32 protein-coding genes are annotated in these 25537 nt (G+C 66.7%); 17 read left to right on the forward strand and 15 right to left on the reverse strand.

The genetic code is table 11. From position 1 onward, the window contains the following. Positions 1–1233, reverse strand: coding sequence for an acyl-CoA dehydrogenase family protein (locus LPH33_RS24745; protein ID WP_229566529.1), 1233 nt, complete (start codon positions 1231–1233; stop codon positions 1–3). Positions 1234–1314: 81 nt separating this feature from the next. Between LPH33_RS24745 and LPH33_RS24750 the strand changes: the two genes are divergently transcribed. Continuing rightward, complete coding sequence (locus LPH33_RS24750; protein ID WP_229566530.1) at positions 1315–1902, forward strand: TetR/AcrR family transcriptional regulator; 588 nt, start codon at positions 1315–1317, stop codon at positions 1900–1902. Between the two features lie 93 nt (positions 1903–1995). Here the strand turns inward: LPH33_RS24750 and LPH33_RS24755 are convergent, their stop codons facing one another. The 7 genes from LPH33_RS24755 to LPH33_RS24785 form a co-directional block, all read right to left on the reverse strand. Beyond that, entirely contained in the window at positions 1996–4125 is a 2130-nt protein-coding gene (locus LPH33_RS24755) for a transglycosylase domain-containing protein (RefSeq protein ID WP_229566532.1), read from the reverse strand. A 142-nt stretch (positions 4126–4267) separates the two neighbouring features. Then, complete coding sequence (locus LPH33_RS24760; RefSeq protein WP_006550829.1) at positions 4268–4459, reverse strand: hypothetical protein; 192 nt, start codon at positions 4457–4459, stop codon at positions 4268–4270. Further along, positions 4456–5277 (reverse strand): carbohydrate ABC transporter permease, encoded by an 822-nt coding sequence (locus tag LPH33_RS24765; protein ID WP_060652728.1) that lies wholly within the window; start codon positions 5275–5277, stop codon positions 4456–4458. Before LPH33_RS24765 ends, LPH33_RS24760 begins: the two co-directional genes overlap by 4 nt. Before the next feature lie 83 nt (positions 5278–5360). Beyond that, positions 5361–6434 carry a carbohydrate ABC transporter permease gene (locus tag LPH33_RS24770; protein WP_229566533.1) on the reverse strand — a complete coding sequence of 358 codons (1074 nt, stop codon included), beginning with the start codon at positions 6432–6434 and terminating at the stop codon, positions 5361–5363. A 17-nt stretch (positions 6435–6451) separates the two neighbouring features. Further along, positions 6452–7735, reverse strand: coding sequence for an ABC transporter substrate-binding protein (locus LPH33_RS24775; RefSeq protein ID WP_229566535.1), 1284 nt, complete (start codon positions 7733–7735; stop codon positions 6452–6454). A gap of 157 nt (positions 7736–7892) precedes the next feature. Continuing rightward, positions 7893–8966, reverse strand: a complete 1074-nt coding sequence (locus LPH33_RS24780; RefSeq protein WP_229566536.1) for an ABC transporter ATP-binding protein — start codon at positions 8964–8966, stop codon at positions 7893–7895. A gap of 47 nt (positions 8967–9013) precedes the next feature. Continuing rightward, positions 9014–10468, reverse strand: a complete 1455-nt coding sequence (locus LPH33_RS24785) for an alanine/glycine:cation symporter family protein (protein WP_229566538.1) — start codon at positions 10466–10468, stop codon at positions 9014–9016. Between the two features lie 97 nt (positions 10469–10565). On the opposite strand from LPH33_RS24785, the gene LPH33_RS24790 reads away from it, so the two are divergent. The 12 genes from LPH33_RS24790 (at position 10566) to LPH33_RS24845 (ending at position 17625) form a co-directional block, all read left to right on the forward strand. Beyond that, complete coding sequence (locus LPH33_RS24790; RefSeq protein ID WP_229566539.1) at positions 10566–11375, forward strand: DUF2786 domain-containing protein; 810 nt, start codon at positions 10566–10568, stop codon at positions 11373–11375. Next, on the forward strand, positions 11372–11899 hold the full coding sequence (locus LPH33_RS24795; protein WP_229566541.1) for a TIGR04338 family metallohydrolase: 528 nt from the start codon (positions 11372–11374) through the stop codon (positions 11897–11899). The genes LPH33_RS24790 and LPH33_RS24795 overlap by 4 nt, the downstream gene beginning before the upstream one ends. A gap of 296 nt (positions 11900–12195) precedes the next feature. Further along, positions 12196–12879 (forward strand): hypothetical protein, encoded by a 684-nt coding sequence (locus LPH33_RS24800; protein ID WP_229566543.1) that lies wholly within the window; start codon positions 12196–12198, stop codon positions 12877–12879. A gap of 5 nt (positions 12880–12884) precedes the next feature. Then, positions 12885–14156 (forward strand): SRPBCC family protein, encoded by a 1272-nt coding sequence (locus LPH33_RS24805; RefSeq protein WP_229566544.1) that lies wholly within the window; start codon positions 12885–12887, stop codon positions 14154–14156. Then, positions 14153–14563, forward strand: a complete 411-nt coding sequence (gvpJ, locus tag LPH33_RS24810; RefSeq protein ID WP_024102484.1) for a gas vesicle protein GvpJ — start codon at positions 14153–14155, stop codon at positions 14561–14563. Before LPH33_RS24805 ends, gvpJ (LPH33_RS24810) begins: the two co-directional genes overlap by 4 nt. Next, positions 14563–15375 carry a GvpL/GvpF family gas vesicle protein gene (locus LPH33_RS24815; RefSeq protein ID WP_229566546.1) on the forward strand — a complete coding sequence of 271 codons (813 nt, stop codon included), beginning with the start codon at positions 14563–14565 and terminating at the stop codon, positions 15373–15375. Before gvpJ (LPH33_RS24810) ends, LPH33_RS24815 begins: the two co-directional genes overlap by 1 nt. Positions 15376–15377: 2 nt before the next feature. After that, positions 15378–15632 carry a gas vesicle protein GvpG gene (locus tag LPH33_RS24820; RefSeq protein WP_229566547.1) on the forward strand — a complete coding sequence of 85 codons (255 nt, stop codon included), beginning with the start codon at positions 15378–15380 and terminating at the stop codon, positions 15630–15632. Between the two features lie 4 nt (positions 15633–15636). Beyond that, entirely contained in the window at positions 15637–15933 is a 297-nt protein-coding gene (gene gvpO / locus LPH33_RS24825; protein ID WP_060652497.1) for a gas vesicle protein GvpO, read from the forward strand. Next, positions 15914–16330: a gas vesicle protein GvpJ gene (gene gvpJ, locus LPH33_RS24830; RefSeq protein ID WP_420714467.1), complete on the forward strand. Its 417-nt coding sequence runs from the start codon at positions 15914–15916 to the stop codon at positions 16328–16330. Before gvpO ends, gvpJ (LPH33_RS24830) begins: the two co-directional genes overlap by 20 nt. Continuing rightward, on the forward strand, positions 16323–17111 hold the full coding sequence (locus LPH33_RS24835; RefSeq protein WP_229566548.1) for a GvpL/GvpF family gas vesicle protein: 789 nt from the start codon (positions 16323–16325) through the stop codon (positions 17109–17111). Before gvpJ (LPH33_RS24830) ends, LPH33_RS24835 begins: the two co-directional genes overlap by 8 nt. Continuing rightward, the gene (locus LPH33_RS24840; RefSeq protein WP_060652494.1) at positions 17108–17335 is read left to right on the forward strand and encodes a gas vesicle protein; all 228 of its coding nucleotides are present in this window, start codon (positions 17108–17110) and stop codon (positions 17333–17335) included. The genes LPH33_RS24835 and LPH33_RS24840 overlap by 4 nt, the downstream gene beginning before the upstream one ends. Continuing rightward, positions 17332–17625, forward strand: a complete 294-nt coding sequence (locus LPH33_RS24845) for a gas vesicle protein K (protein ID WP_016693994.1) — start codon at positions 17332–17334, stop codon at positions 17623–17625. The genes LPH33_RS24840 and LPH33_RS24845 overlap by 4 nt, the downstream gene beginning before the upstream one ends. Before the next feature lie 10 nt (positions 17626–17635). On the opposite strand, the gene LPH33_RS24850 is transcribed toward LPH33_RS24845, so the two are convergent. Both LPH33_RS24850 and LPH33_RS24855 read right to left on the reverse strand, forming a co-directional pair. Continuing rightward, positions 17636–18772 (reverse strand): acyl-CoA dehydrogenase family protein, encoded by a 1137-nt coding sequence (locus tag LPH33_RS24850; RefSeq protein WP_060652492.1) that lies wholly within the window; start codon positions 18770–18772, stop codon positions 17636–17638. Positions 18773–18782: 10 nt separating this feature from the next. Then, positions 18783–19952, reverse strand: coding sequence for an acyl-CoA dehydrogenase family protein (locus tag LPH33_RS24855; protein ID WP_229566549.1), 1170 nt, complete (start codon positions 19950–19952; stop codon positions 18783–18785). A gap of 102 nt (positions 19953–20054) precedes the next feature. Here LPH33_RS24855 and LPH33_RS24860 point away from each other — a divergent pair, with 102 nt between their 5' ends. Continuing rightward, positions 20055–20681 carry a TetR/AcrR family transcriptional regulator gene (locus tag LPH33_RS24860; RefSeq protein WP_006550849.1) on the forward strand — a complete coding sequence of 209 codons (627 nt, stop codon included), beginning with the start codon at positions 20055–20057 and terminating at the stop codon, positions 20679–20681. A 157-nt stretch (positions 20682–20838) separates the two neighbouring features. Here LPH33_RS24860 and LPH33_RS24865 read toward each other — a convergent pair whose 3' ends face one another. The 3 genes from LPH33_RS24865 to LPH33_RS24875 form a co-directional block, all read right to left on the reverse strand. Then, entirely contained in the window at positions 20839–21051 is a 213-nt protein-coding gene (locus LPH33_RS24865) for a hypothetical protein (protein ID WP_060652491.1), read from the reverse strand. Positions 21052–21057: 6 nt separating this feature from the next. Further along, positions 21058–21300, reverse strand: coding sequence for a transposase (locus tag LPH33_RS24870; protein ID WP_081314601.1), 243 nt, complete (start codon positions 21298–21300; stop codon positions 21058–21060). A 315-nt stretch (positions 21301–21615) separates the two neighbouring features. Beyond that, positions 21616–22572: an ERCC4 domain-containing protein gene (locus LPH33_RS24875; protein ID WP_019290518.1), complete on the reverse strand. Its 957-nt coding sequence runs from the start codon at positions 22570–22572 to the stop codon at positions 21616–21618. A gap of 156 nt (positions 22573–22728) precedes the next feature. Between LPH33_RS24875 and LPH33_RS24880 the strand changes: the two genes are divergently transcribed. Continuing rightward, a complete protein-coding gene (locus LPH33_RS24880; protein WP_229566551.1) occupies positions 22729–23250 on the forward strand; it encodes a hypothetical protein in 522 nt (173 codons plus the stop codon). A 100-nt stretch (positions 23251–23350) separates the two neighbouring features. Here the strand turns inward: LPH33_RS24880 and LPH33_RS24885 are convergent, their stop codons facing one another. Further along, positions 23351–23605, reverse strand: coding sequence for a Txe/YoeB family addiction module toxin (locus LPH33_RS24885; protein WP_024102500.1), 255 nt, complete (start codon positions 23603–23605; stop codon positions 23351–23353). Next, positions 23602–23850: a type II toxin-antitoxin system Phd/YefM family antitoxin gene (locus tag LPH33_RS24890; RefSeq protein WP_060652490.1), complete on the reverse strand. Its 249-nt coding sequence runs from the start codon at positions 23848–23850 to the stop codon at positions 23602–23604. Before LPH33_RS24890 ends, LPH33_RS24885 begins: the two co-directional genes overlap by 4 nt. A 95-nt stretch (positions 23851–23945) precedes the next feature. On the opposite strand from LPH33_RS24890, the gene LPH33_RS26865 reads away from it, so the two are divergent. Both LPH33_RS26865 and LPH33_RS24900 read left to right on the forward strand, forming a co-directional pair. Continuing rightward, on the forward strand, positions 23946–24215 hold the full coding sequence (locus LPH33_RS26865) for a pirin-like C-terminal cupin domain-containing protein (protein ID WP_267499182.1): 270 nt from the start codon (positions 23946–23948) through the stop codon (positions 24213–24215). Between the two features lie 468 nt (positions 24216–24683). Further along, complete coding sequence (locus LPH33_RS24900; protein ID WP_229566552.1) at positions 24684–25478, forward strand: LLM class F420-dependent oxidoreductase; 795 nt, start codon at positions 24684–24686, stop codon at positions 25476–25478. Positions 25479–25537 lie beyond the last annotated feature (59 nt).

Genomic DNA, 25537 nt, shown 5'->3' on the forward strand with positions numbered 1-25537 from the left:
TCACGCGTACTTGCCGAGTTCGAACCGGGCGACGAGCCCCTGGTGCACCTCGTCGGGTCCGTCGGCGAGACGCAGTGCTCGCGCCGCCGTCCACGCACCGGCGAGGGGGAAGTCGTCGGAAAGCCCGCCACCACCGTGGATCTGGATGGCGAAGTCGACGATCTGCTGGGTGACGCGCGGTGCGACGACCTTGATCTCCGAGACCGCCGAGCGCGCTCCGGCGAGTCCCTGCGTGTCGAGCAGCCAGGCCGCGTGCAGGACGAGCAGCCGCAGTTGGTTGATCGCGATACGGGCGTCGGCGATGCGTTCGCGGTTGCCGCCGAGGTTGATGATCGGCTTGCCGAAGGCGGTGCGCTCGAGGCCGCGGCGACACGCGAGTTCGAGGGTGTGCTCGGCCAGCCCGACGAGGCGCATGCAGTGGTGGATGCGGCCGGGACCGAGCCGGCCCTGGGCGATCTCGAATCCCCGACCGGGACCGGCGATGACCGCATCGAGCGGCAGTCGCACGTCGGTGAACGACACCTCGCCGTGGCCGCTGGGCTCGTCGAAGAAGCCCATGGTCGGGAGCATGCGTTCGACCTTCACACCCGGGGTGTCGAAGGGCACGAGGACCATCGAATGCCGCTGGTACTTGTGGGCTTCCGGGTCGGTCAAGCCCATGAAGATGAGCACCTTGCAGTCGGGATGGCCGACGCCGGTGCTCCACCACTTGCGGCCGTTGAGCACGATCTCGTCGCCCTCGACCACGGCGGTCGCGGCCATGTTCGTCGCGTCCGACGACGCGACCTCGGGTTCGGTCATGCAGAAGGCCGAACGGATCTCGCCGTCGAGCAGCGGGCGCAGCCACTGTTCCTTCTGCGCTTCGCTGCCGTAGTGGTAGAGGACCTCCATGTTGCCGGTGTCGGGGGCGTCGCAGTTGAACACCGCGGAGGCGAACTGCGAGCGACCCATCTCCTCGGCGAGCGGGGCGTATTCGACGTTCGACAGTCCGGCACCGAGTTCGGCGTCGGGCAGGAAGAGGTTCCACAGCCCCTCGGCGCGGGCCTTGCGCTGCAGCTCGCGGAACTCGGGGGAGACGGCCCACCTCTCGGCGGCATCGATGTCGCGTCGTCCCTCGCCCGCGGTGCGTCGCTCGGCCCGCAGCCGCTGTTCGACGGGCGTGACCTCGGCGGCTATGAACGCTCGGAGGCGTTCGAGATAGTCGCGACTGCGCTCGGACTGTGCGAAATCCATCGGGTGCCTTCCGTCGAGTTCGACCGGGAATTTGCCCGGTCGGGCGGTCGTAACTGAGCGATGCTCAGTTAGGCTATCGGTGTGAGCACCCCGCGACAAGAGGCGTCCAAGGGACGACGTCGTCTGCCACCCGAGGAACGTCGACGACAACTCGTGGCGATCGGGCTGCAGGAGCTGTCGACACGCCCGATCCACGCCCTGTCGATCGACCGCGTCGCCGAGATCGCCGGCATCTCCCGCGGCCTGCTGTTCCGCTACTTCCCCACGAAGCAGGACTTCTACGTCGCCGTCGTCGGCGCCGCGTCACGCCGGTTGCTCCGCGCGGCGGATCCCGATCCGGACGAGCAGGATCCCCTCCGGGCGGTGCTGCACCCGTTCGTGTCCTTCATCGACCGTCACGGCGACAACTACCAGGCCTTCTTCCACAGCGGCGTCGGTTCGGACCCCCAGATCCGCGACATCCACGACGCGATGCGCGACACCATGGTCGAGCGGGTCGTCGCGGCGCTGGGCTGCGACGACACCCGCGTCACCCGCATGCGGCTGCGGGCGTGGTGGGCGTTCGTGGAGTCGCTGGCCATCGACCGGTTCCGCGAAGGCACACCGAGCGTCGACGAGGTCGTCGACTATTCGGCCGTGCTGCTGCCGACGGTGCTGGCCGGGCCGTAGACCCGAACCTCCTCGACAACGAAGGGGGAGGTTGTGTGCGTCCCCGGGCGGGAACACGCACACGACCTCCCCCTCGATAGGTGGAGTACGGATCTACAAGCCGGGGATCTGGATCGTCACACCGGGGAACACCTCGATCTGCGAAGGCACGGGGACGGGCAGATCGACCGGCGGCGCGGGAATCGTGATCGGCGGCAGGTTCGACAGGTCGGGCAGCTGGAAGGTCGGCGCCGGGGGAGCGGTGGTGGTCTCGATGCCGGCGTCCTTCGGGACACCCGCCTGACCCCCGATCGGCGCCGGCCACGGGAAGCTCTCGACGGGCGTGCCCTCGAGCGCGCCGTCCATCGTTCCCTTCCAGATGTCCGACGGCAGTCCGGAACCGTAGATCGACCCGCCCCAGCTGTTGGTGATCGCCCCGGCATCGGGGGTGCCCATCCACACGGCTGTCGACAGCGACGGCGTGTACCCGACCATCCAGGCGTCCTTGTTCAACCCGGTGTCGCCGAGCTGCGTGGTGCCGGTCTTCGACGCCGACGGCCGGCCACCGGCGAGCGCGTGCCCGCGCGAGTAGGCGGCGATCGGCATCATGGCCTGGGTCGCGTTGTCGGCGACCGCGGCGTCGAAGCGCTGTTCACCGGGTGACGGAGGACGATCGAGGAGCACGACGCCGTCGGCCGTGACGACCTTCTGCACGAAGTACGGCTCGTGGAAGACACCGGACGCGGCGATCGTCGCGTAGGCGGAGGCCATGTCGATGACTCGTGCCTGGTACTGGCCGAGGACGATGCCGCCCTCCGGCGGACCGCCGTTCTCGCTCAGCGTCTGCCCCTCGACCCCTGGGATCGTCAGCGGGATCCCCGCCGCGTGCGCGGCGTCGGCAATCTTCTGCGGACCGTTCGACATGGACATCATGAGCCGGTAGAAGCTCGTGTTCAGCGACCGCTTGAGCGCCTCGGCGATCGTGCAGCGTCCGCACGACTCGCCCTCGACGTTGCCGATGCGGATGTTGCCCACCGTGAGCGGAGAGCTGTCGAAACGCGCGTTGAGGCCGATCCCGTCGTCGAGCGCGGCGAGCAGGCCGAACACCTTGAACGCCGAACCGGTCTGGACGGGGGCCTGCGCGAAGTCGAAACCGGCGCCGTCCTCACCGCCGTAGTAGGCGCGCACGGCACCGGAACGAGGATCGACCGAGACCACGGCGGTGCGCAGTTCCCCGGGCTCGCCGGACAGCGTGGACCGGGCGGCGTCGATCGCCGCCTGCTGGGCCTTCGGGTCGATGGTGGTGGTGATGCGCAGACCCTCGGTGTTGAGGGCCTGTTCGCTGATCCCCGCCGCGGACAGTTCGCGCAGCACCTGCGTACGGATGTGGCCTTCCGGTCCCGTCGCCTCGGTGGCCAGCACGAGGGTGTCCGATGGCACCGTCGGAGGGAACACCTGGCCCGACCGCTCGGCCGGGTCGAGGACCTTCATCTCGACCATCCCGTCGAGCACGTAGTTCCAGCGCTCCTCGATGGCCGGCAGGTTGTACTCGGGGTCGAGCGATGACGGCGTCCGGATCACCCCGGCCAGGACGGCACCCTCGGAGACCGACAGCTCCTCGACAGGCTTGCCGAAGTACGCCTGGGACGCCGCGCCGATGCCGTAGGCGCCGCGACCGAAGTAGATGGTGTTGAGATACGCCTCGAGGATCTCGTCCTTCGACCACTGCCGCGCCATCTTGGTGGAGATGACGAGCTCGCGCATCTTGCGCTCGAGCGTGCGATCTGAACCGACGAGCACGTTCTTGACGTACTGCTGGGTGATCGTGGACCCGCCGCCGGCGGTGTCCTTGCCCATGACGTTGTCGCGGGCCGCTCGCGCGAAACCGGTGATCGAGAAGCCCGGGTTGCTGTAGAAGTTGCGGTCCTCCGCCGATAGCACGGCGTTGCGGACGTGCTCGGGGATCTGCGCGATCCCGACCTCGACACGGTTGCCCTCGGGCGGGACCACCCGGGTGATCTCGGTGGCGTCGTCGGACGCGTAGACGCGCGCGAGCTGGTTCGTCTTCATGTCCGCCGGGGTCGGCACCTCCGCCGAGTAGTAGGCGGTGGCGAAGATCCCGAGCGGGACGAGCACGGCGAGAACGAACGCGACGAGTACGGCGTAGCGAACGATGCGTCCCCTGCGCTTCTTCGCTGCGGCTGCGGCGGTGCGCGAGGATGTCGACCTTTTGGGGCTCGTCACTCGTTCCACTTTCTCGGTACCGGAAATCCGGACGGGAGGGTCTCCCGCCCACCGTATGGTACGGAAACGACCACGGGACACCTCCGGAACACCGGTACGGTGCTCCTTCTCACGTCACGGCGGAGCCATCGTCACGACAGGGTCAGCCCGATCGGCGCCACGCGCGGAACGCGAACCCCCACATCACGACGAATGCGAGCAGCACGAGGGACGGCACGATGCCGGGTTGCGGCGACGTCAGCTCGGCGACCGCGGAGATCACGGCCATCACCGTGAACACCGTGAGCAGGCCGAGCAACATCTCGAGTCGGTTCCGGCGCGGAACCTTCCTCACGACTTGACGCCACCCGCGGTCAGACCCGAGATGATGCGTCGCTGGAAGATCAGCACCATCACCACGAGCGGCACCATGACGAGCGTGCCGCCGGCCATGATCGACGCGTACGGGGTGACGTACGGGTCGGTGCCGGTGAACCGTGCCATCGCGACCGTCACCGGGGCTGTGCTCTCGCTCGACAGCTGCGACATCAGCAGGTACTCGTTGACGGTCGCGATGAAGGCGAGGATCGCCGTGGTGAACAGCGCGGGTGCCGCGAGCGGCAGCATGACCAGACGGAACGCCTGTCCGCGCGTCGCGCCGTCCATGCGGGCGGCCTCCTCGAGTTCCCACGGCAGTTCGGAGAAGAACGAGGTGAGGGTGTAGACCGTCAGCGGCAGCACGAACGAGATGTTCGGGATGATCAGCGCCTGGTACTTGCCGATCCAGCCGATGTCGGTGAACAACTGGAACAGCGGCGTCACGAGCGCGACGACCGGGAACATCGACGCGCCGAGGATGATACCGGTGACGAAGTACTTGCCGCGGAACTCGAACCGCGACAGCGCGTAGGCGGTGAACACGCCGAGCAGCAGTGCGACCGCCGTGGTGGCGCCTGCGATGATGACGCTGTTGAGCAGCGCCCGCGAGAAGTTGACCTTGGCGTCGGGGTCGAGCGCGTCGGCGAAGTTCTGCAGTGTCGGGTTCGACGGCCACAGGGTCGTGCTGAACGTCTCCGACGGGTCGCGCAGGGCCGTGACGATCATCCAGTAGCAGGGGGCCAGGCCCCACACGACGATCAGCGCGACACCCAGATAGGTGCCGACCGTGCTCATCCTGCGCTTGAACGGCACCTTGCGGGTCTGCACCGGCGTGGGCTCCGGCTCCGGCTGGATCCGGGGAATCTCGGTGGTGACGGTCATACGACCTCCCCCTTACGCTGCTTCTCCTGCGTACTCACCGCGTTGGCGCCGAGGAACCGCACCAGCACGAAGGCGACGGCGAAGATGAGCAGGAAGGTGATCGTCGACAGGGCGGACGCGGAGTTCGAACCCTGCCGCATCTGGTCGACGACGAGCACCGAGATCGTGGACGTCGCAGGATTGGACCCCATCATGATCGCGGGCAGGTCGTACATGCGCAGCGCGTCCATGGTGCGGAACAGGATCGCCACCATGAGGGCGGGCTTGACCAGCGGCAGCGTGATCATCTTGAACCGCTGCCAGGCGTTCGCGCCGTCGACCTTCGCGGCCTCGTAGACGTCCTGCGGGATCATCTGCAGGCCGGCGAGGATGAGCAGCGCCATGAACGGCGCCGTCTTCCACACGTCGGCGACGATGATCGCGAAGCGCGCGGGCCACGGATCGGCGGTCCACAGGTAGTCGGTGCCGAGGAGTTTGTTGGCGGCACCGTCGTTCGCGAAGATGAAGAACCACAGCTTGGCGGTGACGGCGGTGGGGATCGCCCACGGCACCAGCACCGAGGCGCGCAGCAGGCCGCGACCCCGGAACGACTTGGCCATCACGACCGCCATCGCGAAACCGATCACCGTCTCGAGCGAGACCGTGACGACGGTGAAGAAGAAGGTGTTGAAGATCGACTGCCAGAACTGGGAGCCGAGGGTGCCAGGAGGGCACGGGATCGAACCGGTGGCGGTGTTGCAGGTCTGGGTGATCCAGCGCGTGTAGTTCTCGATCCCCACGAAACCGCCGGTGACGAACCGGCCCGTCTCGGGGTCGAGTCGCTTCGAGTCACCGTGCAGCGACATCCACACCGCTCGTCCGAGCGGGTACAGGATGATCACGGCCAGGACGAGCATCGACGGGGCGACGAACATCCATACCGGGACCTTGCGCCGCTTCTTCACTGCCATGACGGGAGGTGCGGGCACGCGGTGACGTCCGCCGACACGTCCGCGGTCGGGACCGGGGACGGTCCCGACCGCGGGGGCGTGTGGCGGATCCGCGGGATTGTCGACCTGCGGGTCAGCCATGTACTGCTCCTAGAGCATCAGTTGCCGGCGGTCTCGATGCCGGCCTGGGTGTCGTCCAGCGCCTGCTGGACGGTCTTCTCGCCACGGATCGCAGCGTAGGCGTTGTCGGCGATCGCCTTGGACACGGCCGAGTAGTACGGCGACGCCGGACGCGGTTTCGCGGCCTCAAGGGCCTCCTTCAGCGTCGAGAAGTAGGGGTACTGCTCGAGGATCGAGGCGTCGTCGTAGACCTCGGCGAGAACCGGGGCGCCGCCCGCTTCCGCGTAGTACATCTGTGCCTGGCGGGTCTGCATGAACTCGAGGAAGTCGCGCGCGGTGGCGGGAGCATCCGAGAACGCGCTGATGCCGACGTTGTAACCGCCGAGCGTCGAGACGCCGGGGCCGTCGACACCGGGCAGGACGGCGATGCCGTAGTTACCGGCGACCGATGAGCTCTCACCGTCGGTGTAGAAGCCGGGCCACGTGCGCAGGAACAGTGCCTCGCCGTTGCCGAAGGCGGTCTGCGACTCGCCCTCGGTGTAGGTCTGCGCGGCGGCCGGGATGATGCCGTCCTCGAAGTTGTCGACGATGAACTGCAGGCCCTCGGCCGTCTTGTCGTCGACGGCGGGGGTCAGGCCGTCCTCGGCGACGAAGGAGCCACCGAAGGCGTTGACGATCTCGGTGACGTTGACCGTCAGACCCTCGTAGTTCTTGAACTGACCGATGTAGCAGGCGATGCCCGCCTCCTCGGCCTTCGGGCACTCGGCCTTCAGGTCGTCCCAGGTCGCGGGGGCCTCGTCGACGAGGTCGGTGCGGTAGTAGAGGAACGCGCCGTTGGTATTCTTCGGGGCGGCGTACAGGGTGCCGTTGTAGGTGCCCGACTCGACGGTCGCGGGCAGCAGGCCCTCGGTGTCGATCGCCAGGTCGTCCTCGAGGGGGAGCAGCCAGCCGTTCGCGGCGAACTCCGCCGTGTTGGTGACGTCCACGGCGATGAGGTCGTACTCGTCGCTGCGGGCCTGCATCCGCTGGGCGATGTCGTCGTACTGGTCGTTGGCCTCCTTGGCCAGCGGCTTGAACGTCACCTGCTCGTCGGGATGCTCGGCGTTCCAGTCGGCGATGATGCTCTCGAGCGCCGCGTTCAGGGGATCCTGCCCCTCGACGATCGTGATCGGGCCGCGGCCCTCACCGGAAGCAGCGGTACCCTCGCCGCCGGTCGAGGTGTCGTCGCCACCGTTGTCCGACGAGCAGCCCGCGAGAACGAGCGCGGTCGCGGCCGTAGCGGCGATCGCAGCCCTCCGCATCGCCTTCGTATTCAGAACCATCAACAACTCCCCATTTCGAGGTCGAAAAACACACGTCGGTGACCCAGGTGCACCGACACCGGTCACTACTGTGGCACGCAGCACCGGTAAAAGTCGGCATTCCGCCCATCCTGAATCGGTCGAGTGTCGACTCCGCAGACCGATCCCGGGGCGGTGATCAGCCGATCCGCTTCCCGTCGGACGTTCCGAAGACGTGCACGTGTTCGGGGTCGAAGCGCAGGTACAGCCGGTCGCCCTTCTGCGGAGGGTTGCGCCAGTCGCTGCGGGCGACGATCTGCTGGACGATCCCGCCGACGTCGGCCCGGCCGTAGACGTAGGCCTCCGAGCCGAGCTCCTCGACCACGTCGACGTCCATGGCCAGACCCTCGTTCGAGATCTCGAGGTGTTCGGGCCGGATCCCGAGCACGACCTCCTTCTCGGTGACCTGGCCGACCACGTCGCGCGGCACCGGTACGTGGGTGTCGCCGATCATCGCGCCGCGGTCGAAGACCGGGAGGCGGAAGAGGTTCATCGCGGGCGAGCCCATGAAACCGGCGACGAAGACGTTCGCGGGCTTGTTGTAGAGCACGCGTGGCGACGCGCACTGCTGCAGGATGCCCTTCTCGAGCACCGCGACGCGGTCACCCATCGTCATGGCCTCGACCTGGTCGTGGGTGACGTAGACGGTGGTGGTGCCGAGGCGCCGCTGCAGCTGCGCGATCTGCGTGCGGGTCTGCACGCGGAGTTTGGCGTCGAGGTTCGACAGCGGCTCGTCCATGAGGAAGACCTGCGGCTGGCGGACGATGGCGCGGCCCATCGCGACGCGCTGACGCTGACCGCCGGACAGCGCTTTGGGCTTGCGGTCGAGGAACTGCTCGAGGTCGAGCATCTTCGCGACCTCGACGACCCGTTCGCGGATCTCGTTCTTCGGTGTCTTGGCCAGCTTCAGCGCGAAGCCCATGTTCTCCGCGACCGACATGTGCGGGTAGAGGGCGTAGTTCTGGAACACCATCGCGATGTCGCGTTCCTTCGGATCCTGCCCGGTGACGTCCTCGTCGCCGATGAGGATGCGCCCGCTGTGCACCTCCTCGAGACCAGCGAGCATGCGCAGCGAGGTCGACTTGCCGCAGCCCGACGGTCCGACGAGGACGAGAAACTCGCCGTCCTCGATCTCGAGGTCGAGCGCGTCGACCGCGGGCGTACTCGAGCCGGGGAACAGGCACGTGGCCTTGTCGAAGGTCACCGACGCCATCTCGAAGATCCTTTCCGAAGCGGTACACGCTCGTGCGGTAGGGGAATCTACCGTGCGTCGCTCGATCGGCTCTCGACCGGCGTGACGTCGTCGTCCTTCCAGACCTGGATTCCGCGGACGCCCGGGACGTCACCGGCACGGAAGACGGGGTCGCGACCCTGCTTGCGTTGCGCGCTGTAGTGATGGAACAACGCGTAGGCGATACCCGACAGCGGGATCAGGGCGATGAGGTTGACGGTGGCCATGATCCCCATGGCGAGGTCGGCCAGCGCCCACACCAGCGGCAGCGAGCCGATGGCACCGAGGAAGACGCACAGCACGACCGCCGAGCGCAGGTAGGGCAGGATGCGGCGCGATCCGGTGAGGAACTCCATGTTGGATTCGCTGTAGTAGTAGTTGCCGATCACCGAGGTGAACGCGAGGAAGAAGATCAGCACGGCGAGGAAGTGCACCGTCCAGTCGCCGAGTTGCAGCGCGAGCGCGTTCTGGGTGAGGGCGGCACCCTCGAGACCACTGCCGAACTCGGGTTCCGACAGCAAAATGATGAAGGCCGTGATCGAGCAGACCAGCAGGGTGTCGAAGTAGACGCCGAGGCTCTGGACCAGGCCCTGCTTGACCGGGTGGGAGACCGCGGCGGCGGCACCGGCGTTGGGTGCCGAGCCCATGCCGGCCTCGTTCGAGAAGAGACCTCGGCGGATGCCGTTCATGAAGGCGGCACCGAAACCACCACCGACGATCTCCTCGAAACCGAAGGCGTTCTCGACGATGAGGCGGAACATGGTCGGAACCTCGCCGATGTTGAGGATGACGACGATGATGCCGATGACCAGGTAGACGAACGCCAGGACCGGCACGACGATCTGGGAGACACCGGAGATGCGGCGGATACCGCCGAAGATCACCACGCCGACGATGAGGGCGACGACCAGGCCCACGATCACCTGGAGGGTCATGGTCTTCTCGCCGACGGAACCCGACACCGCATCGACGATCGAGTTGGTCTGCACCGCGTTGAACACGAATCCGTAGGTGATGGTGATGATGACCGCGAAGATCATGCCCATCCAGCGTTTCCGCAGCCCGTACTGCATGTAGTAGGCGGGGCCGCCGCGGAAGGCGCCGTCCTCGTCGCGCACCTTGTACAGCTGCGCGAGGGTGGACTCGAGGAAGGCGGTCGCCGCACCGACCAGGGCCATCGCCCACATCCAGAACACCGCGCCGGGACCACCGAGGCTGATCGCGATCGCGACACCGGCGACGTTGCCCGTTCCCACACGGGAGGCCGCCGAGACGGAGAAGGCCCGGAAGGCGGACAGGCCCGGTTCTCCGTTGGGTTGTCTCTCGGGTTTCTCCACGATGGAACGCAGCATGTCGGGCAGGAGCCGGATCTGGATGAACCGGGAGCGGATCGTGTAGTACAGGCCAGAACCGATGAGCAGTGCGATCACCGCATACCAGAACATGTCGTTGATATCGGTGACGAAATCGACCGCAGTGTCCATCTGCACGATCTTGGTGGGTTGCGGGCGGTTTCGCAGGAATTTCGTGCGTGTTCCCGGTCTCGTGGGCGGAGTCGGTGCCAGGCTCTACGCTCGCTGGGTGAGTTCGGACAAAATGTTGAGTCGTATCGGCGGGTTGCTCCGCCAGGCGGAGTCCACCGACAACCCTCACGAGGCCGACGCCTTCCTCGCTGCGGCGCAGCGACTCGCAACGTCCTCCTCGATCGATCTGGCGGTCGCGCGCAGCCACACAGCGGCGAAGGAACGTCGCGCGACTCCCGTGCAGCGACTGATCACCATCGGCGAGACGGGGAAGAAGGGACTGCGCACCTACGCCCAGTTGTTCATCGCGATCGCGGTAGCCAACGACGTGCAGTGCGACATCACCGCGAACTCCACCGTCATCTACGCCTACGGCTTCGCCGACGACATCGACGTGTGCGAGGCGCTGTATTCCTCTCTGCTCGTGCAGATGGTGCGGGCGTCCGACGCGTATCTGCGCGAGGGCACCTACCGGAACGAGACCACGGTGCGCACCGTCGTCGAGGAACGCGGCGGTCGCCGTGTGCGCACACGCGTGCGCAAGCCCGTTGCCGCGGTGACGGCCCGGCTGAACTTCCAGTCGGCGTTCGCCGCCCGCATCGGCGCCCGGCTGACCGAGGCGAAGCAGGAGATCGAACGCGAGGTGGAAACATCCGCGCCCGGTACGGCGTTGGTGTTGCGTGGGAAGAGTCTGGAACTCCAGAACTTCTACCGCAGTACGTCGCAGGCACGGGGCAGTTGGCGGGGAAGCCGGGCCCCGTCGGCGCGCTCGGCCGATGCCCGGCGCGCGGGCGACCGCGCCGGACGCGCGGCCCGACTGGGGACGGCACCCGAACTGCCGTCGGCTCCGAGGAGGCTGGAACGGTGACGAAGGTGCGCGATACCCGCAGAACCGCTGTGTACGAAGCGGAGTCGATCGTGCGGAAGATGCTTGACCGCGCCGACGAGCGCGGTCTGCGGACCGTCGAGGTCGCCGGTTCCCACGTCACGCTCCCGGTCGAGAGACGGTTCGCCTCCATCGCCTCGGTCCAGGACTACATCGACGCCGTGCTCGCCCTCGACTGGGTACGCGCCCGGTGGGAGCGCGCCGCCGTGCCGGTGCGCGTGCGGGCCCGTGCGGGCAACGCGGCCGCACACTACGAACGCGACTGCGCGACCATCGCCCTTCCCGAGCACCGGGCGAACACTGCGTGGGCGTTCCGCGAGATGGTGGTGTTGCACGAACTCGCGCACCATCTCGATCCGCAGGATCCCGACGACGCCACCGAGGGGGCCCACGGGCCGGCCTTCGTCGAACGCTTCCTCGCGCTCGTGGGCGAAATCATCGGCCCCGAAGCGGCATTCGCGTTGCAGGCGACCGGGATCGTTGCCCCGGTGCATCCGCGTCGATAGTCTCCGGTTTCCGAAACCCTTACCGGCTCGAGAACCTTTCTTTGGCATGACCGCGGACGGCGGGACCGGATATGTAGCAATGTTCGTATCCTGCTGCATAACATACTGATTGGCACTTTCCAGGCCTGTCGTTCACTCCGGGATCCGCATGCCGACGAAGCATACGAATCAAGGTCTCGAGTGACGTACTGTGGTTTGCATCACACAAAGATGCGCGTCGGCTGCGTACCGTACCGAGACCTCCCGGACACCTTCGAGCACGCCCTACGACGCGCGGCATACGAAGGAGAACGGTGATGAAACCCGGAGCACGAGTCGCCCTCGGTGTGGGCATCGGATATTTCCTCGGCCGTACCAAGAAGATGCGGGTGGCCATGATGCTCGCCGGGGCCGGAATGACCGGCAAACTGCCCAGCAATCCGCAGGAACTCCTGCAGCGCAGCGCCTCGATGCTCGGCTCGTCTCCCGAGATCAACAAGATCACCGAATCCGTTCGCGGAGAACTCATGCATGCGGCTCGTGCCGCTGCCGTGACCGCGGCCAGCAACCGGATCGACGCCCTCAACGAACGTCTGCAGTCCCGTGCGAGCGGTGGCGGCGGAGGGTCGGAGGAACCCCAGGACGCCGAATACGAGGACGAATACGACGAATCACGCGACGAGGAGGAAGGTCGCGGCAGCAAGCGTCGCGGCAGCCGGAGTCGCGACGAGGAGCCGGATTACGACGAGACGGACGAAGAGGGTGCCGACGAGGAGGATTCGGGCGACGAAGAGGAGGCGGAACCCGAGCATCCCGCACCGCGGCGCCGTGCAGCTCGCGCCACATCCCGTCCGCGGACTTCCCGCAGCAAGAAGACGGCCGACAGCGAAGACTCGGACGATTCGGAAGAGGCACCTCCGAAGCCGCGCAAGCGCGCAGCGCGTAGCACTGCGTCGTCCTCCTCCTCCGGTCGTGCACCCGTACGTCGAACGAAGCGGTGAGAGCGATGGCCAGGTTGAGCGATGTATCGGGCGGAGTCGCCGACGCGGTGGGCAAGGCCGGGAAGACCGCGACCGATACCGCCGGTAAGGCGGGCCGCACCGCCTCGGACACGGCGGGGAAGGCCACGGGCGGACTGACCGGCGGTCTGCAGCAGTCGTTGCAGGGCCTCGCAGGAACCGTCGCGCAGAATGCGTTGTCGAGCCTGTCGGACAGGGTCACCGGCACGGCGGGACGATTACAGGATTACTCCGAGGGCAAAGGCGGAAATCTGGCCAGTGCGCTCACCGGCGTCGACAAGCTCGCTCAGGGCGAGTCGCCGCTGAAGGCGGCGGCGAGCTCGGGGTTCGAGAATCTGAAGAACACCGCGAAGGACAAGTTCGAGGACGTCAAGGAGGCCGTCACCGGCGGGGGCAAGGGGGGCGGCGGCGGCAACAAGAAGATCAAGCTCACCAACATCGTCGAGAGCATCGACGTGGGGGTGCCGGTCGATCTGGCCTACGACCTGTGGACGCAATTCGCCGACTGGCCGAAGTTCATGAAGAAGGTCGAACAGGTCGAGCAGGTCCAGGACGAGAAACTCCATTGGACGGGCAAGGTTTTCTGGTCGCGTCGGAACTGGGAGTCCACGATCCTCGAACAGGTGCCGTTCGAGCGGATCGTGTGGCGTTCCAAGGGAGGGAAGGGTTACATCGACGGCGCGGTGACCTTCCATGAACTCACACCGGATCTCACCCGGATACTCCTGGTGCTCGAGTATCACCCCCGGGGTCTGTTCGAGCGCACCGCGAATCTGTGGCGGGCGGTGGGTCGCCGGTCACGCCTGGAACTGAAGCACTTCCGGCGCCACGTCATGACCGAAGCCGTGTTGCATCCCGACGACGTCGTCGGCTGGCACGGCGAGATCCGCGACAGCGAGGTCGTCAAGGACGACGAGACCGCGCGACGGGAGGAAGAGGAGCGGGAGCAGGAGGACACCGGCGAGAACGGTGAGGAGGGAGAGACCGACACCTCCGGTGACGAAGGCGAGATCCGCGACGAGGACGAGGATTTCGAGGAGGGTGAACCGTCCGAGGACGAATACGAGGATGAGGAGGATCTCGAGGACGAGTATCCCGAAGAGGAGGACGAGACCGAGGAGGACGAGTCCTCCGACGAAGAACCCGACGACGAAGAGGAAGAGCCCGAACCGCCTCGGAAACGTGCGCCCGCCAAGCGGACCCGGGCGACGAAGAGCACCGGTACGCGCTCGTCCCGCTCGAGAGGATCCCGGTCATGACCATTCAACCTGCAGGGGGCGGCGGTGGAGGCGGCGGGGGCGGTATGGCCCGTCCCAATTCGTCCGGCCTCGCCGACGTCATCGACACCATCCTCGACAAAGGCCTCGTCATCGACGCGTTCGTGCGTGTCTCGCTCGTCGGTATCGAACTGCTCACCATCGACGCCCGCGTCGTCGTGGCCAGTGTCGACACCTATCTGCGTTTCGCGGAAGCGGTGAACCGGCTCGAGATCTCCGACAACGAGCCGAAGGGCCTTCCGGATCTCGTCGGCGACATCACCTCCGGCGGTTCCAAGCACAAGACGAAGGGCGCGCTCGAGGCTGCGGGGGAGAAGGTCAGCGAGTTCCTCGGGGACGTCCAGGAGCAGCGGCAGCCCGCTCGACGATCACGCAGGGGTGAGGACTGATGTCCACCGAACAGACCGAACGACCCGAGCAGGGCGACAGCGACGAAACCGCCACTGCCACTGCGGTCTACGTCTACGGCATCGTCCCGTCGGATGTGGAACCGGAGGAGCATGCGGAAGGGGTGGGCAATCCGCCGGCCGAGGTGTCGGTGGTCAAGTCCGGTCGCATCGCTGCGCTGGTGAGCGAGATCCCGACCGATCGCGCTCTCGGCACACCGGACGATCTCAAGGCGCACGCCGCGTTGCTCGACGGGACCGTGGCGGTCGCCCCCGTGCTCCCGCTGAGATTCGGTGCCGTCCTCACCGACCGGGACGCGGTGGCCGCGGAGTTGCTCGAGGGGAACGAGGACGAACTCGCCTCGGCCCTCGATCAACTCGACGGTCTCGCACAGTTCGTCGTGAAGGGACGGTACGACGAGAGAGCGATCCTGCAGGAGATCCTCGAGGAGAACTCCGAGGCGGCGCAGTTGCGGGAGCAGATCCGCGGCCAGTCCGAGGACGCGACCCGCGAGGCCCGGATGGCGCTCGGGGAGATCATCAACGCGACGATCGAGGCCAAACGGAACGAGGACACGCGCCGCACGGTCGAGGCTCTGTCCTCTCTCGACCCGATGGTCAACGAGCGGCAACCCACGCACGAGCAGGATGCCGTGCACATCGCCGTCCTCGTCGAACTCGAGCGGCAGGACGAACTCGAACAGGCCCTGCAGGAACTGGGTCGGGAATGGGAGGACCGGGTCGAGATCTCGTTGCTCGGCCCGATGGCGGCCTACGACTTCGTGGCGAAATCCGATTCCGGCGAAGGAGGTTGACGATGGGTCTGCTGACCTCCCTGTTCACGCTGCCCCTCGTTCCCGTCAAGGGAGTGATGTGGCTCGGAGAGATCATCCAGGAGCAGGTCGAACAGCAACTGCACGATCCCGCCAACGTGCGGCGCGAACTCGAGCAGATCGAGGAAGCGGCGGAGGCGGGCGAGCTGACGCCCGAGGAGAAGGACGAGGCGCAGCAGGCCGTACTGAACCGGATGATCTCCCGGGGTGGATCCGGCCCCGCCGAGGGAAAGGAGTGATCCCGTGGCGCAGGACACCGGCCCGCCCGCGATCTCGGCGGCCGAGGCCGCATCGGCGGCCCTCACACATCTGAAGGAACTGACCTCGAAGGAGGCTCAGGGGGTCACCTCCGTCGAACCCACCGAGGACGGATGGGTCGTGGAGGTGGAGGTCGTGGAGGACAGGCGGATTCCGTCGTCGGCCGACATGCTCGCGCTCTACGAGGTGGAGGTCGACCTGGACGGGAATCTGCTCGCGTACCGGCGGACCCGGCGTTACGGACGCGGAAGCAGCGACATCGGTGCGAGGACCGGGTCATGACGGTGTGGTCGGTGGGGGAGGTGGCACGTCGTCACCGCAGCCCTACGGGGGTGGAGGCCGGTCGACCAATCTCGGCGACATCCTCGAGCGTGTCCTCGACAAGGGATTGGTCATCGCCGGCGACATCCAGGTGAATCTGCTCGACATCGAACTGCTCACGATCAAGCTCCGCCTCGTCATCGCATCGCTCGAGACGGCCAAGGCCGTCGGGATCGACTGGTGGGAGAGCGATCCGTGGTTGACGAGCAAGGCTCGCGCACCCGAGGTCGATTCGAGCCGGGCGGAACTCGAGCTGGAGAATCGGCAGCTGCGCGAGCGGCTGGCCTCACTCGAGGCCCGAGCGGAGAAATTGGAGCCGGAAACGGCGGAGATCGTGGACGAGGAGGACCGTGACTGACACGACCGGGATCTGGATGTACGCCGTGACCGACGGGACGCTCGTCGGCCACGAGACCGAGGGTGCCTCCGGTGTCGCCGGTGAGCAGGTCCGCACGGTGCAGGAAGGCGAACTGACCGCCGTGGTCGGAACGGTGCCCCTGGACGATTTCGGCGAGGCCGCACTGGCACGCAATCTCGAGGACCTGGACTGGTTGGAAAGAGTGGCCCGCACCCATGATTCGGTCGTCGCCGGATTGGCACGGCACGTCTCCGTGGTACCCCTGCGACTCGCGACCGTCTGCCTCGACGACGAACGGGTCCGGGCCCTGCTCACCGAGCACCGGGAGCAGTTCGCGTCTGCGCTCGCCCTCGTGACCGGTCGTACCGAATGGGGGGTCAAGGCGTTCGCCGATCGCAAGGCACTGACCGCGGCCGTCGCCGAAGCGCATGCGGAGGGGGCGGGTTCCGGCACGGGCACGGCCTATCTGCTGCGCCGGCGTGCGCAATTGGCGGCGCAGGAGAGCGTCGAACGCGATGCGGCCGAACGCGCCGCCGAGATCCACGAGCGACTGCTGCGCGTATCCGCTGCAGGTCGCCGGAGCGCGCCGACCGATCCGGCACTGAGCGGCAGCCACGAGTGGATGCTGCTCAACGGGACGTATCTCGTCGACGACGACAGGACGGACGAATTCCGTTCCGAGGTGGAGGAACTCGGGTCCCTGCATCAGGGGATCAGGCTCGAGACGAGCGGCCCGTGGCCGCCCTACTCGTTCGCCGGAGCAGAACGGATCTCGCCGTGAGGTACGCCGACGGATCGGTGGACGAGGAACGGCGGATCGCTCTGATCGATCTGCTGGATCGGGTGCTGTCGGGCGGCGTGGTCATCACCGGCGATATCACGTTGTCGATCGCGGAGATCGATCTGGTGCGGATCTCGTTACGCGCGTTGATCTCGTCGATCAGTACCCTGTCGCTGCCCGGGGTCGACGTCCCCGTTCCGCGTGGGGCCCGGGAGGGTTCGTGAGCGAGCCGGTGAACTTTCCGTCGCGTATCGACGCCGATCCCGAATCCGTGGAGCGGGGCCTGGTGACGCTGGTGCTCACGCTCGTCGAACTGCTCCGGCAACTGATGGAGCGTCAGGCCCTGCACCGCATGGATGCAGGGGATCTCAGCGACGAGCAGATCGAACGGCTCGGCACGACACTGATGCTGCTCGAGCAGCGCATGGGCGAACTGCGCGACCATTTCGGGCTCACCCCCGAGGATCTCAACATCGATCTCGGTCCGCTGGGGACACTGCTGCCCCGGGAGTGAGCCCGATCGGTCACATTCCGGCGATCTCCACGAGCTCGTAGTCCTTCACACCGCCGGCGAGCACCCGCAGGTGATCGTCCATGGTGCCGAGGGTGTGCTCGATCGCGGTCAGGCGGCTCAGGTAGTGGCCGATGGAGTGCTCGGCCGTGACACCGATGCCGCCGTGCATCTGCACGGACTCCTGGCCGATCTTCCGCGCGGACCGGCCGACCTGCAGCTTGGCGCGCGAGGCGATGGTCGGGTCGACGATGCCGTCGGCGAGGGCCATGGTCGCGTACAGGCTCATGCTCGACGCCAGCTCGTACAGCACGTACATGTCGGCCGCACGGTGGGTGAGCGCCTGGAACATCGACAGCGGCACACCGAACTGCTTGCGCTGCTTGAGGTAGCCCGTCGTCAGCTGCACCGAGGAGTCGAGGGCACCGACCGCCTCGGCGCACAGTGCCGCCTGCGCGTGCACCTGCGCGGCGGTGATGGCGGCGGACGCGTCGGCCGCCTCACCGAGCGGGGTGGCCGCGACATCGTCGAGCACGAGCTGCGCACCGCGACGCTCGTCGTGGGTGCGGTACGGCGTGCGGACCAGACCGTCGGCCGATGCGTCGACGACGAACAGTCCGACGCCACCCTCCGGGAGCTTCGCGGAGACGATGAAGGTGTCGGCACAATCGCCATGCAGCACAGGGTTCTTGCGGCCGGAGACGGTCCAGGAGTCGCCGTCGCGCGCCGCAGTGGTGGCCACCTCGGTGTGCGGCCAGCGGCTACCCGGCTCGTCGTGCGCGAACGCGAGGAGCACGGTGCCCTCGGACAGTCGCGGCAGGATGTCGGAGCGCTGCGCGTCGGTGCCGACCTCGGCGACAAGCCGGCCGGGCAGGTAGACGCAGTCGAGCACGGGCTCCGGTGCGAGCGCGCGGCCGATCTCGGTCATGACGGCCATGACCTCCACCGGTCCGGCTCCCATGCCGCCGTGCTCCTCCGCGAAGGGCAGGCCGAGCACGCCGAGTTCGGCGAGCTGCTTCCACACGTCGCGGTTCCAGCCCAGGTCACCTTCGGCCACCCGGTTGCGCGATTCGACGTCGTACGCGCCGGAGAGCAGGTCGCGGACGGTCGCGCGGAGCATGTCCTGTTCGGTGTCGAGTTCGAAATTCATGTCCGGGGCCTCACAGTCCGAGAATCGAGGAAGCGATGATCGAACGCTGGACCTCGTTCGATCCGCCGTAGATGGTGACCTTACGGTTGTTGAGGTAGGTCGGCATCGTCAGCTGTGCCCAGTCGGGCGAGTCGATACCGGCCTCGCCGGCGGGCAGCGAATCGGGGCCGGCGATGTCGACGAGCAGTTCGGTCGCTGCCTGCTGCAGCTCGGAGCCGCGCATCTTGAGCAGCGATGATGCCGGGTTGGGCTTGCCGTCGGCCGAGCCGGCGACGACGCGCAACTGGGTGAGCTCGAGAGCGAGCAGTTCGTTCTCGAGTTCGGCCAGACGCGCCGCGAAGATCGGGTCGTCGAGCAGCGAGCCGCTGCCGTAGCGGGTCTCGGCCGCGAGGGACTTCGCCCGCGCGAGCTTGACCTTGGTAGCGCCGACCCGGGCGATGCCGGTGCGCTCGTTGCCGAGCAGGAACTTCGCCTGCGTCCAGCCGGTGTTCTCCTCGCCGACGAGGTTCTCGGCCGGAACGCGCACGTCCTCGAAGAAGACCTCGTTGACCTCGTAGCCACCGTCGATCAGCTTGATCGGACGGCGGGTGACGCCCGGGGTGTCCATCGAGAAGAGCAGCATCGAGATGCCGGCCTGCTTCTTCGCGTTCGGATCGGTGCGGACGAGGCAGAAGATCCAGTCGGCGTGCTGCGCGAGCGTCGTCCACGTCTTCTGCCCGTTGACGATGTAGTCGTCGCCGTCGCGGACGGCGCGGGTCTTGAGGGACGCGAGGTCGGAGCCGGCCTCGGGCTCGGAGAAGCCCTGGCACCACCAGATGTCGAGGTTGGCGGTGGCGGGGAGGAAGCGTTCCTTCATCTCCTGCGAGCCGAACTGCGCGATGACCGGCCCGATCATGGAGGCGTTGAACGGCAGCGGGTCGGGCACCGACGCGAGCTGCAGCTCGCTGAGCCAGATGTTGCGCTGCATCGGCGTCCAGTCCTGACCGCCCCATTCGACGGGCCAGTTGGGAACGGCGAGGCCGCGCGAATGCAGGATGCGCTGGACGGCGACGTAGTCGTCCTTGCCCAGCGGGGTGCCGGAGGCGGTCTTCGCACGCACTTCGGCGGGGATCTCGGTGGTGAAGAAGGTGCGCAGTTCGTCGCGGAACGCACGCTCCTCCTCGGTGAGCTTCAGGTTCATGGAGGGGCCTTCCAGGGATGCCGGCGCCGTAGCGCTTCTCGCGATTCCAAACTAACCTTACATTGTTAGCTCGTCCAGGCCGGGCCGGAAGGAGGACGATGGATGGCGCGCCCGCGCACGCCTCTGCTCAGCCGTGAACTCATCCGCGACGTCACGCTGCGACTCGTCGACGAGCACGGCCTCGACGCCGTCTCGATGCGTCGGATCGCCGCCGAACTGGGTGTTCGCGCCCCGTCGCTGTACAGCCACTACGCCACCAAGGAAGAACTGCTCGACGACATCGCCGACGCCATCGGCGAATCGGTCGACGTCAGCGGGTTCGCCGAGGACGACTGGCAGGAAGCGCTCCGACGCTGGGCCCGCACCTACCGCGACGCGCTCGCCGCGCACCCGAATATGGTGCCCTTCCTCGCCTCGAGTCCCGGCACCCGGCCCGTCTCCCTCCAGGCGTCCGACGCCATCCACGGCGGCCTCACCCGCGCCGGCTGGCCGCCCCGCTTCGCGACGATGATCGGAGCCTCGATCAAGTACATCGTCATCGGTTCCGCGATCACCTCGTTCGCGGGCGGATTCGACGATCACATCGACACCTACAACGAGCGGTATCCGCATCTGTCGCAGGCGCATCGGCTTCGCGAGTACGCCGCCGAGATCGATGCCGAGAGCTTCGACCTCGTTCTCGAGTCCTTCCTGCGGGAACTCGGGCGACGATACGAGATGTTTCCTTAGCCCGAATGCACCGATCAGCTGAGCGCGTTGCTGTGAATATGGTTGTGCGGTAACGATCGCTCTGCTGGCATGGCTGATCGTCCGACCACTCGGGTCGGGTTGTTCCACTGGATCGTCAAGTCCCGAGTCTTGTTGAGGCTGAGCGTGTGTTCAGTCCTCAGGCCGCAGGTGCGGCCGGTGGTTGTGCGTAGTAGGCGGTCTCGATCTCGGTCGGGGTGCGGTAGTCGAGTATGCCGTGGACCCGTTCGGTATCGAACCAATGCACCCATTGCACGGTGGCCGCTTCGACGTCTTCCCGGCCGGTGTTCTCCGACAGAACGCGACAGATCGGTTCGATCCCCCAGCGGTGTTTGTGTTCGTCGATGAACACAGGCGATTACTTCAGTCGGCGTGGGGCCACCTCCCACTTGCGGGGGACGAACTCCGCCTTCGCGAAAAACACTGTGGCAGAGCGAAATATCTCCATCAACTGCCGTAGTTCGCGGTTCTCCTTCTCCAGACGGCGGATGCGCGCTTCGGCATCGACCGGCTCGGTCGGGAGCTCGTCGTCTTCGGCTTTGCGCACCCAGGTCCGCAGGGCTTCCTTGTGGACGCCGGTCTGCTCGGCGATCCGGTTGATGGCGCGCCGGTGCGGGTGTCGGGGTCACGGCGGGCTTCGACGGCGAGTCGGGTCGCTCGCTCACGCCAGTTCCTGAGGGTATCTGTAGTTCGCCATGATGAGTCTGGGGTGATCCTTCCGGGATGCCTGGCTCACCCTCGATGAAATCAGGGGACGATTCAGTAATCATGCTCGACGATGACGTGATCGCCGTGCTCAGCACGGCGTGGCGTCGAACCGCTGGATGGGGGCGCGGTCTATCGAGCACGCGTGGCAGTCGCCGCGCCTTCCGCACGAAACGGCAGGACGTGGCATCGGCTGCTGCGGCGTTCAGCCTCACCCCGAGGCGTGAGCGTTGCGCCAGGCCGCCCACACCTGGGGACGGAGCCGGCCACGATCGGGGACCTTCATGCCCTCGCCGCGGGCCCACGCGCGTACGTCGGCGGTGGACGGTTCCGCGGTGGGAGCGTCCTTGTGCTGCGGTGTGATGCGGTCACACGCCGCGTCCTCGACGCCGGTCCACTCGTGCGCGGCGGCGAGATAGCGGTAGGTCCACTCCTCGGCGAGCTGACGAGTCTCGCAGAACACGATCGGCACACCGGGGTAGCGGACCTGCAGCTCGGCGAGACCGTCCGCGATCATTGCCGGCCGGACCCGTTCGAACTTGAACACCGCCGAGTAACGGTCTTCGACCACCACTGCGGCGCGGGGCAGGGCAGCGAGCTCGGCCATCGCGAAACGCAGCCTCCCGCTGGTCAGGCTGCCTACCAGGTCGGCCAACGACTTGCGTTCGACCGAGGCGACCAACCGGTCGTCGACGAGCAGACCGTAGTCTCCGCACGCCAGCGCACGGCGGACGGTGTCGACCTGCTGCCCGGGGAATTTGTAGGGGTAACGCTCGTGGGAATCGACGACGATCGTCAGCTCGGCGATGCCGGCGGCTCGGGCGGTGGGGGTGCGCACATTCGGACGTGCCTGCTTCCGAGTGCGCGGGGATTGCCAGAACACGGCATCGCGCCCCCGAGCTTGGGTGAACACGATCTGCGACCGGTTCTCCCGTCCCCGGTCCAGGACCACGTCGATCGCGGCGCCGCGACGCACACACGAACGCAACCGAACCTGCTCGACGATCTCGGGGTCCTCAGGCCACTCGTCGGCCGGAACGGGATAGCAGAACAGGGCTTTGGTACGCGGCCAGGTGTCGGAGGTGCGAAACACCAGTCCGTCCGACAGGGGCAGGCGCAGCAGGAACGGCAGCCGTGATTCCGGGTCCGGGTTGCGGGCGATCACCATGTCCACGAAGTTCGGCGGCCTTTCGCTCGGCGATACATACCGAGCAGTGTCCGATACCGATCGCCCGCCGACAAGCCTGCCGGACACGCGTGTGCGAGGCAGGAATGCATCGGGTGGGCGCGACAGAAACCGGTCGTCGATGAAAGGTCCTGCCACATGTCCGACAAGAGCAGAGGTTCGGCCGGGCAGAAGCGCGCCGCGAAAGCCAAGAAGCGAGCGCAGAAGAACCAGGGGACGGTGGTCTCGCTCGCAGATCGCTCTCGCCGAACCGCGGTCGACGAGTACCAGCGGCTCATACCCATATTCCATGCGTGGCTGCTCGACAGCGGCATAAGCACCGGGGTGGAGATGGCCGCGGCGCACGCCGTCGGTGTCAGGCGGGCAGTGGACTTACTCGCTCAGGACACGATCCGGTTCTCGGCGACCGCGTGGCGCACATCGGCCATCGACCATCTGCTCCGCGCTGCGTGCGGCTGGCCGGTACTGACGGTGGGCAACACCGACCAGCAGTTCCCGTCCGCCGAGCTCGACACCACCGCATTGATCGCGGCACCCGAGCCGGTGGACTGGTCCGAACCCGACCAGTTCGACATCGCCGCGGCCGTCGAAGGTCCGGACCAGTGGAGCGGCGAGCACAGTGGCCGGGTGTATGTCTCGGTGCATGTCGACTGTCGCTGACCTGCAAGCAACCCCCCGACCATCGGCAAGGATGTGTCTGCGGTTGCTCAGTCAGAAGTGATAATCCTGCCCGGATTCGGTCGTCGGACCGTGGATCGGGTCAGTAGTGGTAGCGGGCGGCGATGATGACCAGGGCACCGTCGATGACCTCGTAGACCAGGCGGTGTTCTTTGTCGATACGTCGAGACCACAGTCCTGACAGGGCATGTCTGAGCCGTTCGGGTTTGCCGATCCCCGAGTACGGGTCTCGTTGGCAATCCCTGATCAGCTCGTTGACACGCTTGAGCTGTTTTCTGTCGGTCGAGATCCAGAACTGGTAGTCGTCCCAGGCTTCGTCGGTGAAGGTGATGTTCACTCGATGAGTTCCCTTTCGGTGTATTCACCTCCGCGAGCTCTCTGCATGCTGGCGAGCAGTCGTCGGGCGTTGGCCGGAGACTGCATCAGGTACGAGGTCTCGAGCATGGCGTCGTAGTCATCCTTCGACATCAGGACGGCATTGCCCCGCTTGGATACGATTTCCACAGGGGTGTGGTCCTTGTTGACCTGTTCGACCAGCGGAAAGAAGTTTTTTCTCGCTTCGGTAGCAGTGATGGCAGCCATAGGTACTCCTTCCCCGAAGTCTCTCGGCCCAGCTCTTGAACCGGTACATTAAACGGTACCACTTCGGTACGGCATTCGGTACCAAAAGGTGCGAGGTGCGGCTTTCGTTCCCTCTGCTCGTCCATCTGCCGGCGCTGCGCTCCGGGTGCACGCACGCTGGCTCGTCCACCATCGACATCGACACCACCGACGGCGACACCCCCGCACGAATCCATACCTTCAGCGGACCGCCGATCGGCGAACCCGTGGTGCTCGGCGGACCGTTCGTCATGAACACCAAGGTGGAAATCACCAATGCATTCGAAGACTTTCACGCCGGTAAATTCGGCGACATCCCCTGCCGGTCCCGACTGCAGTACCTCTGATCGACCTTGTCATTGCCGGTGGCGCCGCCAGCGATCGATTCCTCGACGGTAAGCCCGTCGTTCTACTCATCACCCGCGGCGGCTCTTACGGCGCCGGCGCCCCGCGCGACGGCTGGGATCACAGCACCGCGTTCCTCGTCCGAATCCTCGGCGACCTGTGGGGTGGCGACGTCACCGTGATCGGACGCGATTCACCCTCGTCGGCGTGAATCCCGCCCTCGACCAGTTCGCCGAGACCGCAGCGACTCTGGAGAAGGACGCGCGGGAAACTGCCGACATGGCCCCGGACCCGGCCCGCCGTCCGGCTGCGCCCGAGCTGGAGGTCATCGTCGTGCGCGTTCCCCTCGTCCGCCGATCGCTATCGAGCCCTGCGGGGAACATTTCGTCGGGTTCCTCCATCTCGGTGCTGCACTCACTTGCTTCAAGAAGCCGTCCACATGAGACACACTCTCTCTTAACCTGGACTCCATGACGCGCCCCATTCGCATCGGACTCCAACTACAGCCCCAGCAGCAACCCGACTACGGCGTCATCCGCGACACCGTGCTCCGCGCCGAGGACGCAGGCGCCGACATCGTGTTCAACTGGGACCACTTCTACCCGCTCTACGGCGATCCCGACGGTGCCCACTTCGAATGCTGGACGATGCTCGGCGCCTGGGCCGAGCAGACCGAACGGGTGGAGATCGGCGCACTGGTCACCGGTGGCGGCTACCGCAACCCCGACCTGCTCGCCGACATGGCCCGCACCGTCGACCACATCAGCGGCGGCCGCCTCATCCTCGGCATCGGCTCGGGTTGGTTCGAGCGGGACTACGACGAGTACGGCTACGAATTCGGCACCAAGGGTTCCCGGCTCGATCTGCTCGCCGAGTACATGCCCCGCATCGTGAACCGCCTCGGCAAACTGAATCCGCAGCCCACCCGGCACATCCCCATCCTCATCGGTGGCGGTGGCCCCAAGAAGACGCTGCCGATGGTCGCGAAGTACGCCGACATCTGGCACAGCTTCGGCGAGATGGAGACCCACGCCGAGAAGTCCGAGATCCTCGCGCAGCGCTGCGCCGACGCCGGTCGTCGCCCCGAGGACATCGAGCGGTCCACCTCGTGGCCCGGCGCCGAGGCGGCCCCGTCCTATGTCGAGCTGGGGATCACGCAGTTCACGGTGGGTGTCGGCGGTCCCGACTACGACCTCACCGAACTGCGCGAAGCCATCGCGTGGCGAGACGACAACTCCGCACCCCCGCTGACGGGGCTGAGCTGATCCCGGCCCGTGCCGACGGGCCCTGAGCCGAGCACAGACCGTCGGTAGCATCGGTGGTG

It is taken from the genome of Rhodococcus sp. RDE2, from assembly GCF_020885655.1.
GTDB lineage: Bacteria > Actinomycetota > Actinomycetes > Mycobacteriales > Mycobacteriaceae > Rhodococcus > Rhodococcus pyridinivorans.

Coding starts and splice junctions, on each gene's coding strand:
- LPH33_RS24770 (WP_229566533.1), bottom strand. CDS start 6,434: ATGGCTGACCCGCAGGTCGACAATCCCGCGGATCCGCCACACGCCCCC.
- LPH33_RS24855 (WP_229566549.1), bottom strand. CDS start 19,952: ATGAACCTGAAGCTCACCGAGGAGGAGCGTGCGTTCCGCGACGAACTG.
- LPH33_RS24805 (WP_229566544.1), top strand. CDS start 12,885: ATGGCCAGGTTGAGCGATGTATCGGGCGGAGTCGCCGACGCGGTGGGC.
- LPH33_RS24785 (WP_229566538.1), bottom strand. CDS start 10,468: ATGGACACTGCGGTCGATTTCGTCACCGATATCAACGACATGTTCTGG.
- LPH33_RS24875 (WP_019290518.1), bottom strand. CDS start 22,572: ATGGTGATCGCCCGCAACCCGGACCCGGAATCACGGCTGCCGTTCCTG.
- LPH33_RS24815 (WP_229566546.1), top strand. CDS start 14,563: ATGTCCACCGAACAGACCGAACGACCCGAGCAGGGCGACAGCGACGAA.
- LPH33_RS24890 (WP_060652490.1), bottom strand. CDS start 23,850: ATGGCTGCCATCACTGCTACCGAAGCGAGAAAAAACTTCTTTCCGCTG.
- LPH33_RS24765 (WP_060652728.1), bottom strand. CDS start 5,277: ATGAGCACGGTCGGCACCTATCTGGGTGTCGCGCTGATCGTCGTGTGG.
- gvpJ (WP_024102484.1), top strand. CDS start 14,153: ATGACCATTCAACCTGCAGGGGGCGGCGGTGGAGGCGGCGGGGGCGGT.
- LPH33_RS24780 (WP_229566536.1), bottom strand. CDS start 8,966: ATGGCGTCGGTGACCTTCGACAAGGCCACGTGCCTGTTCCCCGGCTCG.
- LPH33_RS24880 (WP_229566551.1), top strand. CDS start 22,729: ATGTCCGACAAGAGCAGAGGTTCGGCCGGGCAGAAGCGCGCCGCGAAA.
- LPH33_RS24745 (WP_229566529.1), bottom strand. CDS start 1,233: ATGGATTTCGCACAGTCCGAGCGCAGTCGCGACTATCTCGAACGCCTC.
- LPH33_RS24850 (WP_060652492.1), bottom strand. CDS start 18,772: ATGAATTTCGAACTCGACACCGAACAGGACATGCTCCGCGCGACCGTC.
- LPH33_RS24900 (WP_229566552.1), top strand. CDS start 24,684: ATGACGCGCCCCATTCGCATCGGACTCCAACTACAGCCCCAGCAGCAA.
- LPH33_RS24775 (WP_229566535.1), bottom strand. CDS start 7,735: ATGGTTCTGAATACGAAGGCGATGCGGAGGGCTGCGATCGCCGCTACG.
- LPH33_RS24800 (WP_229566543.1), top strand. CDS start 12,196: ATGAAACCCGGAGCACGAGTCGCCCTCGGTGTGGGCATCGGATATTTC.
- LPH33_RS24820 (WP_229566547.1), top strand. CDS start 15,378: ATGGGTCTGCTGACCTCCCTGTTCACGCTGCCCCTCGTTCCCGTCAAG.
- LPH33_RS24860 (WP_006550849.1), top strand. CDS start 20,055: ATGGCGCGCCCGCGCACGCCTCTGCTCAGCCGTGAACTCATCCGCGAC.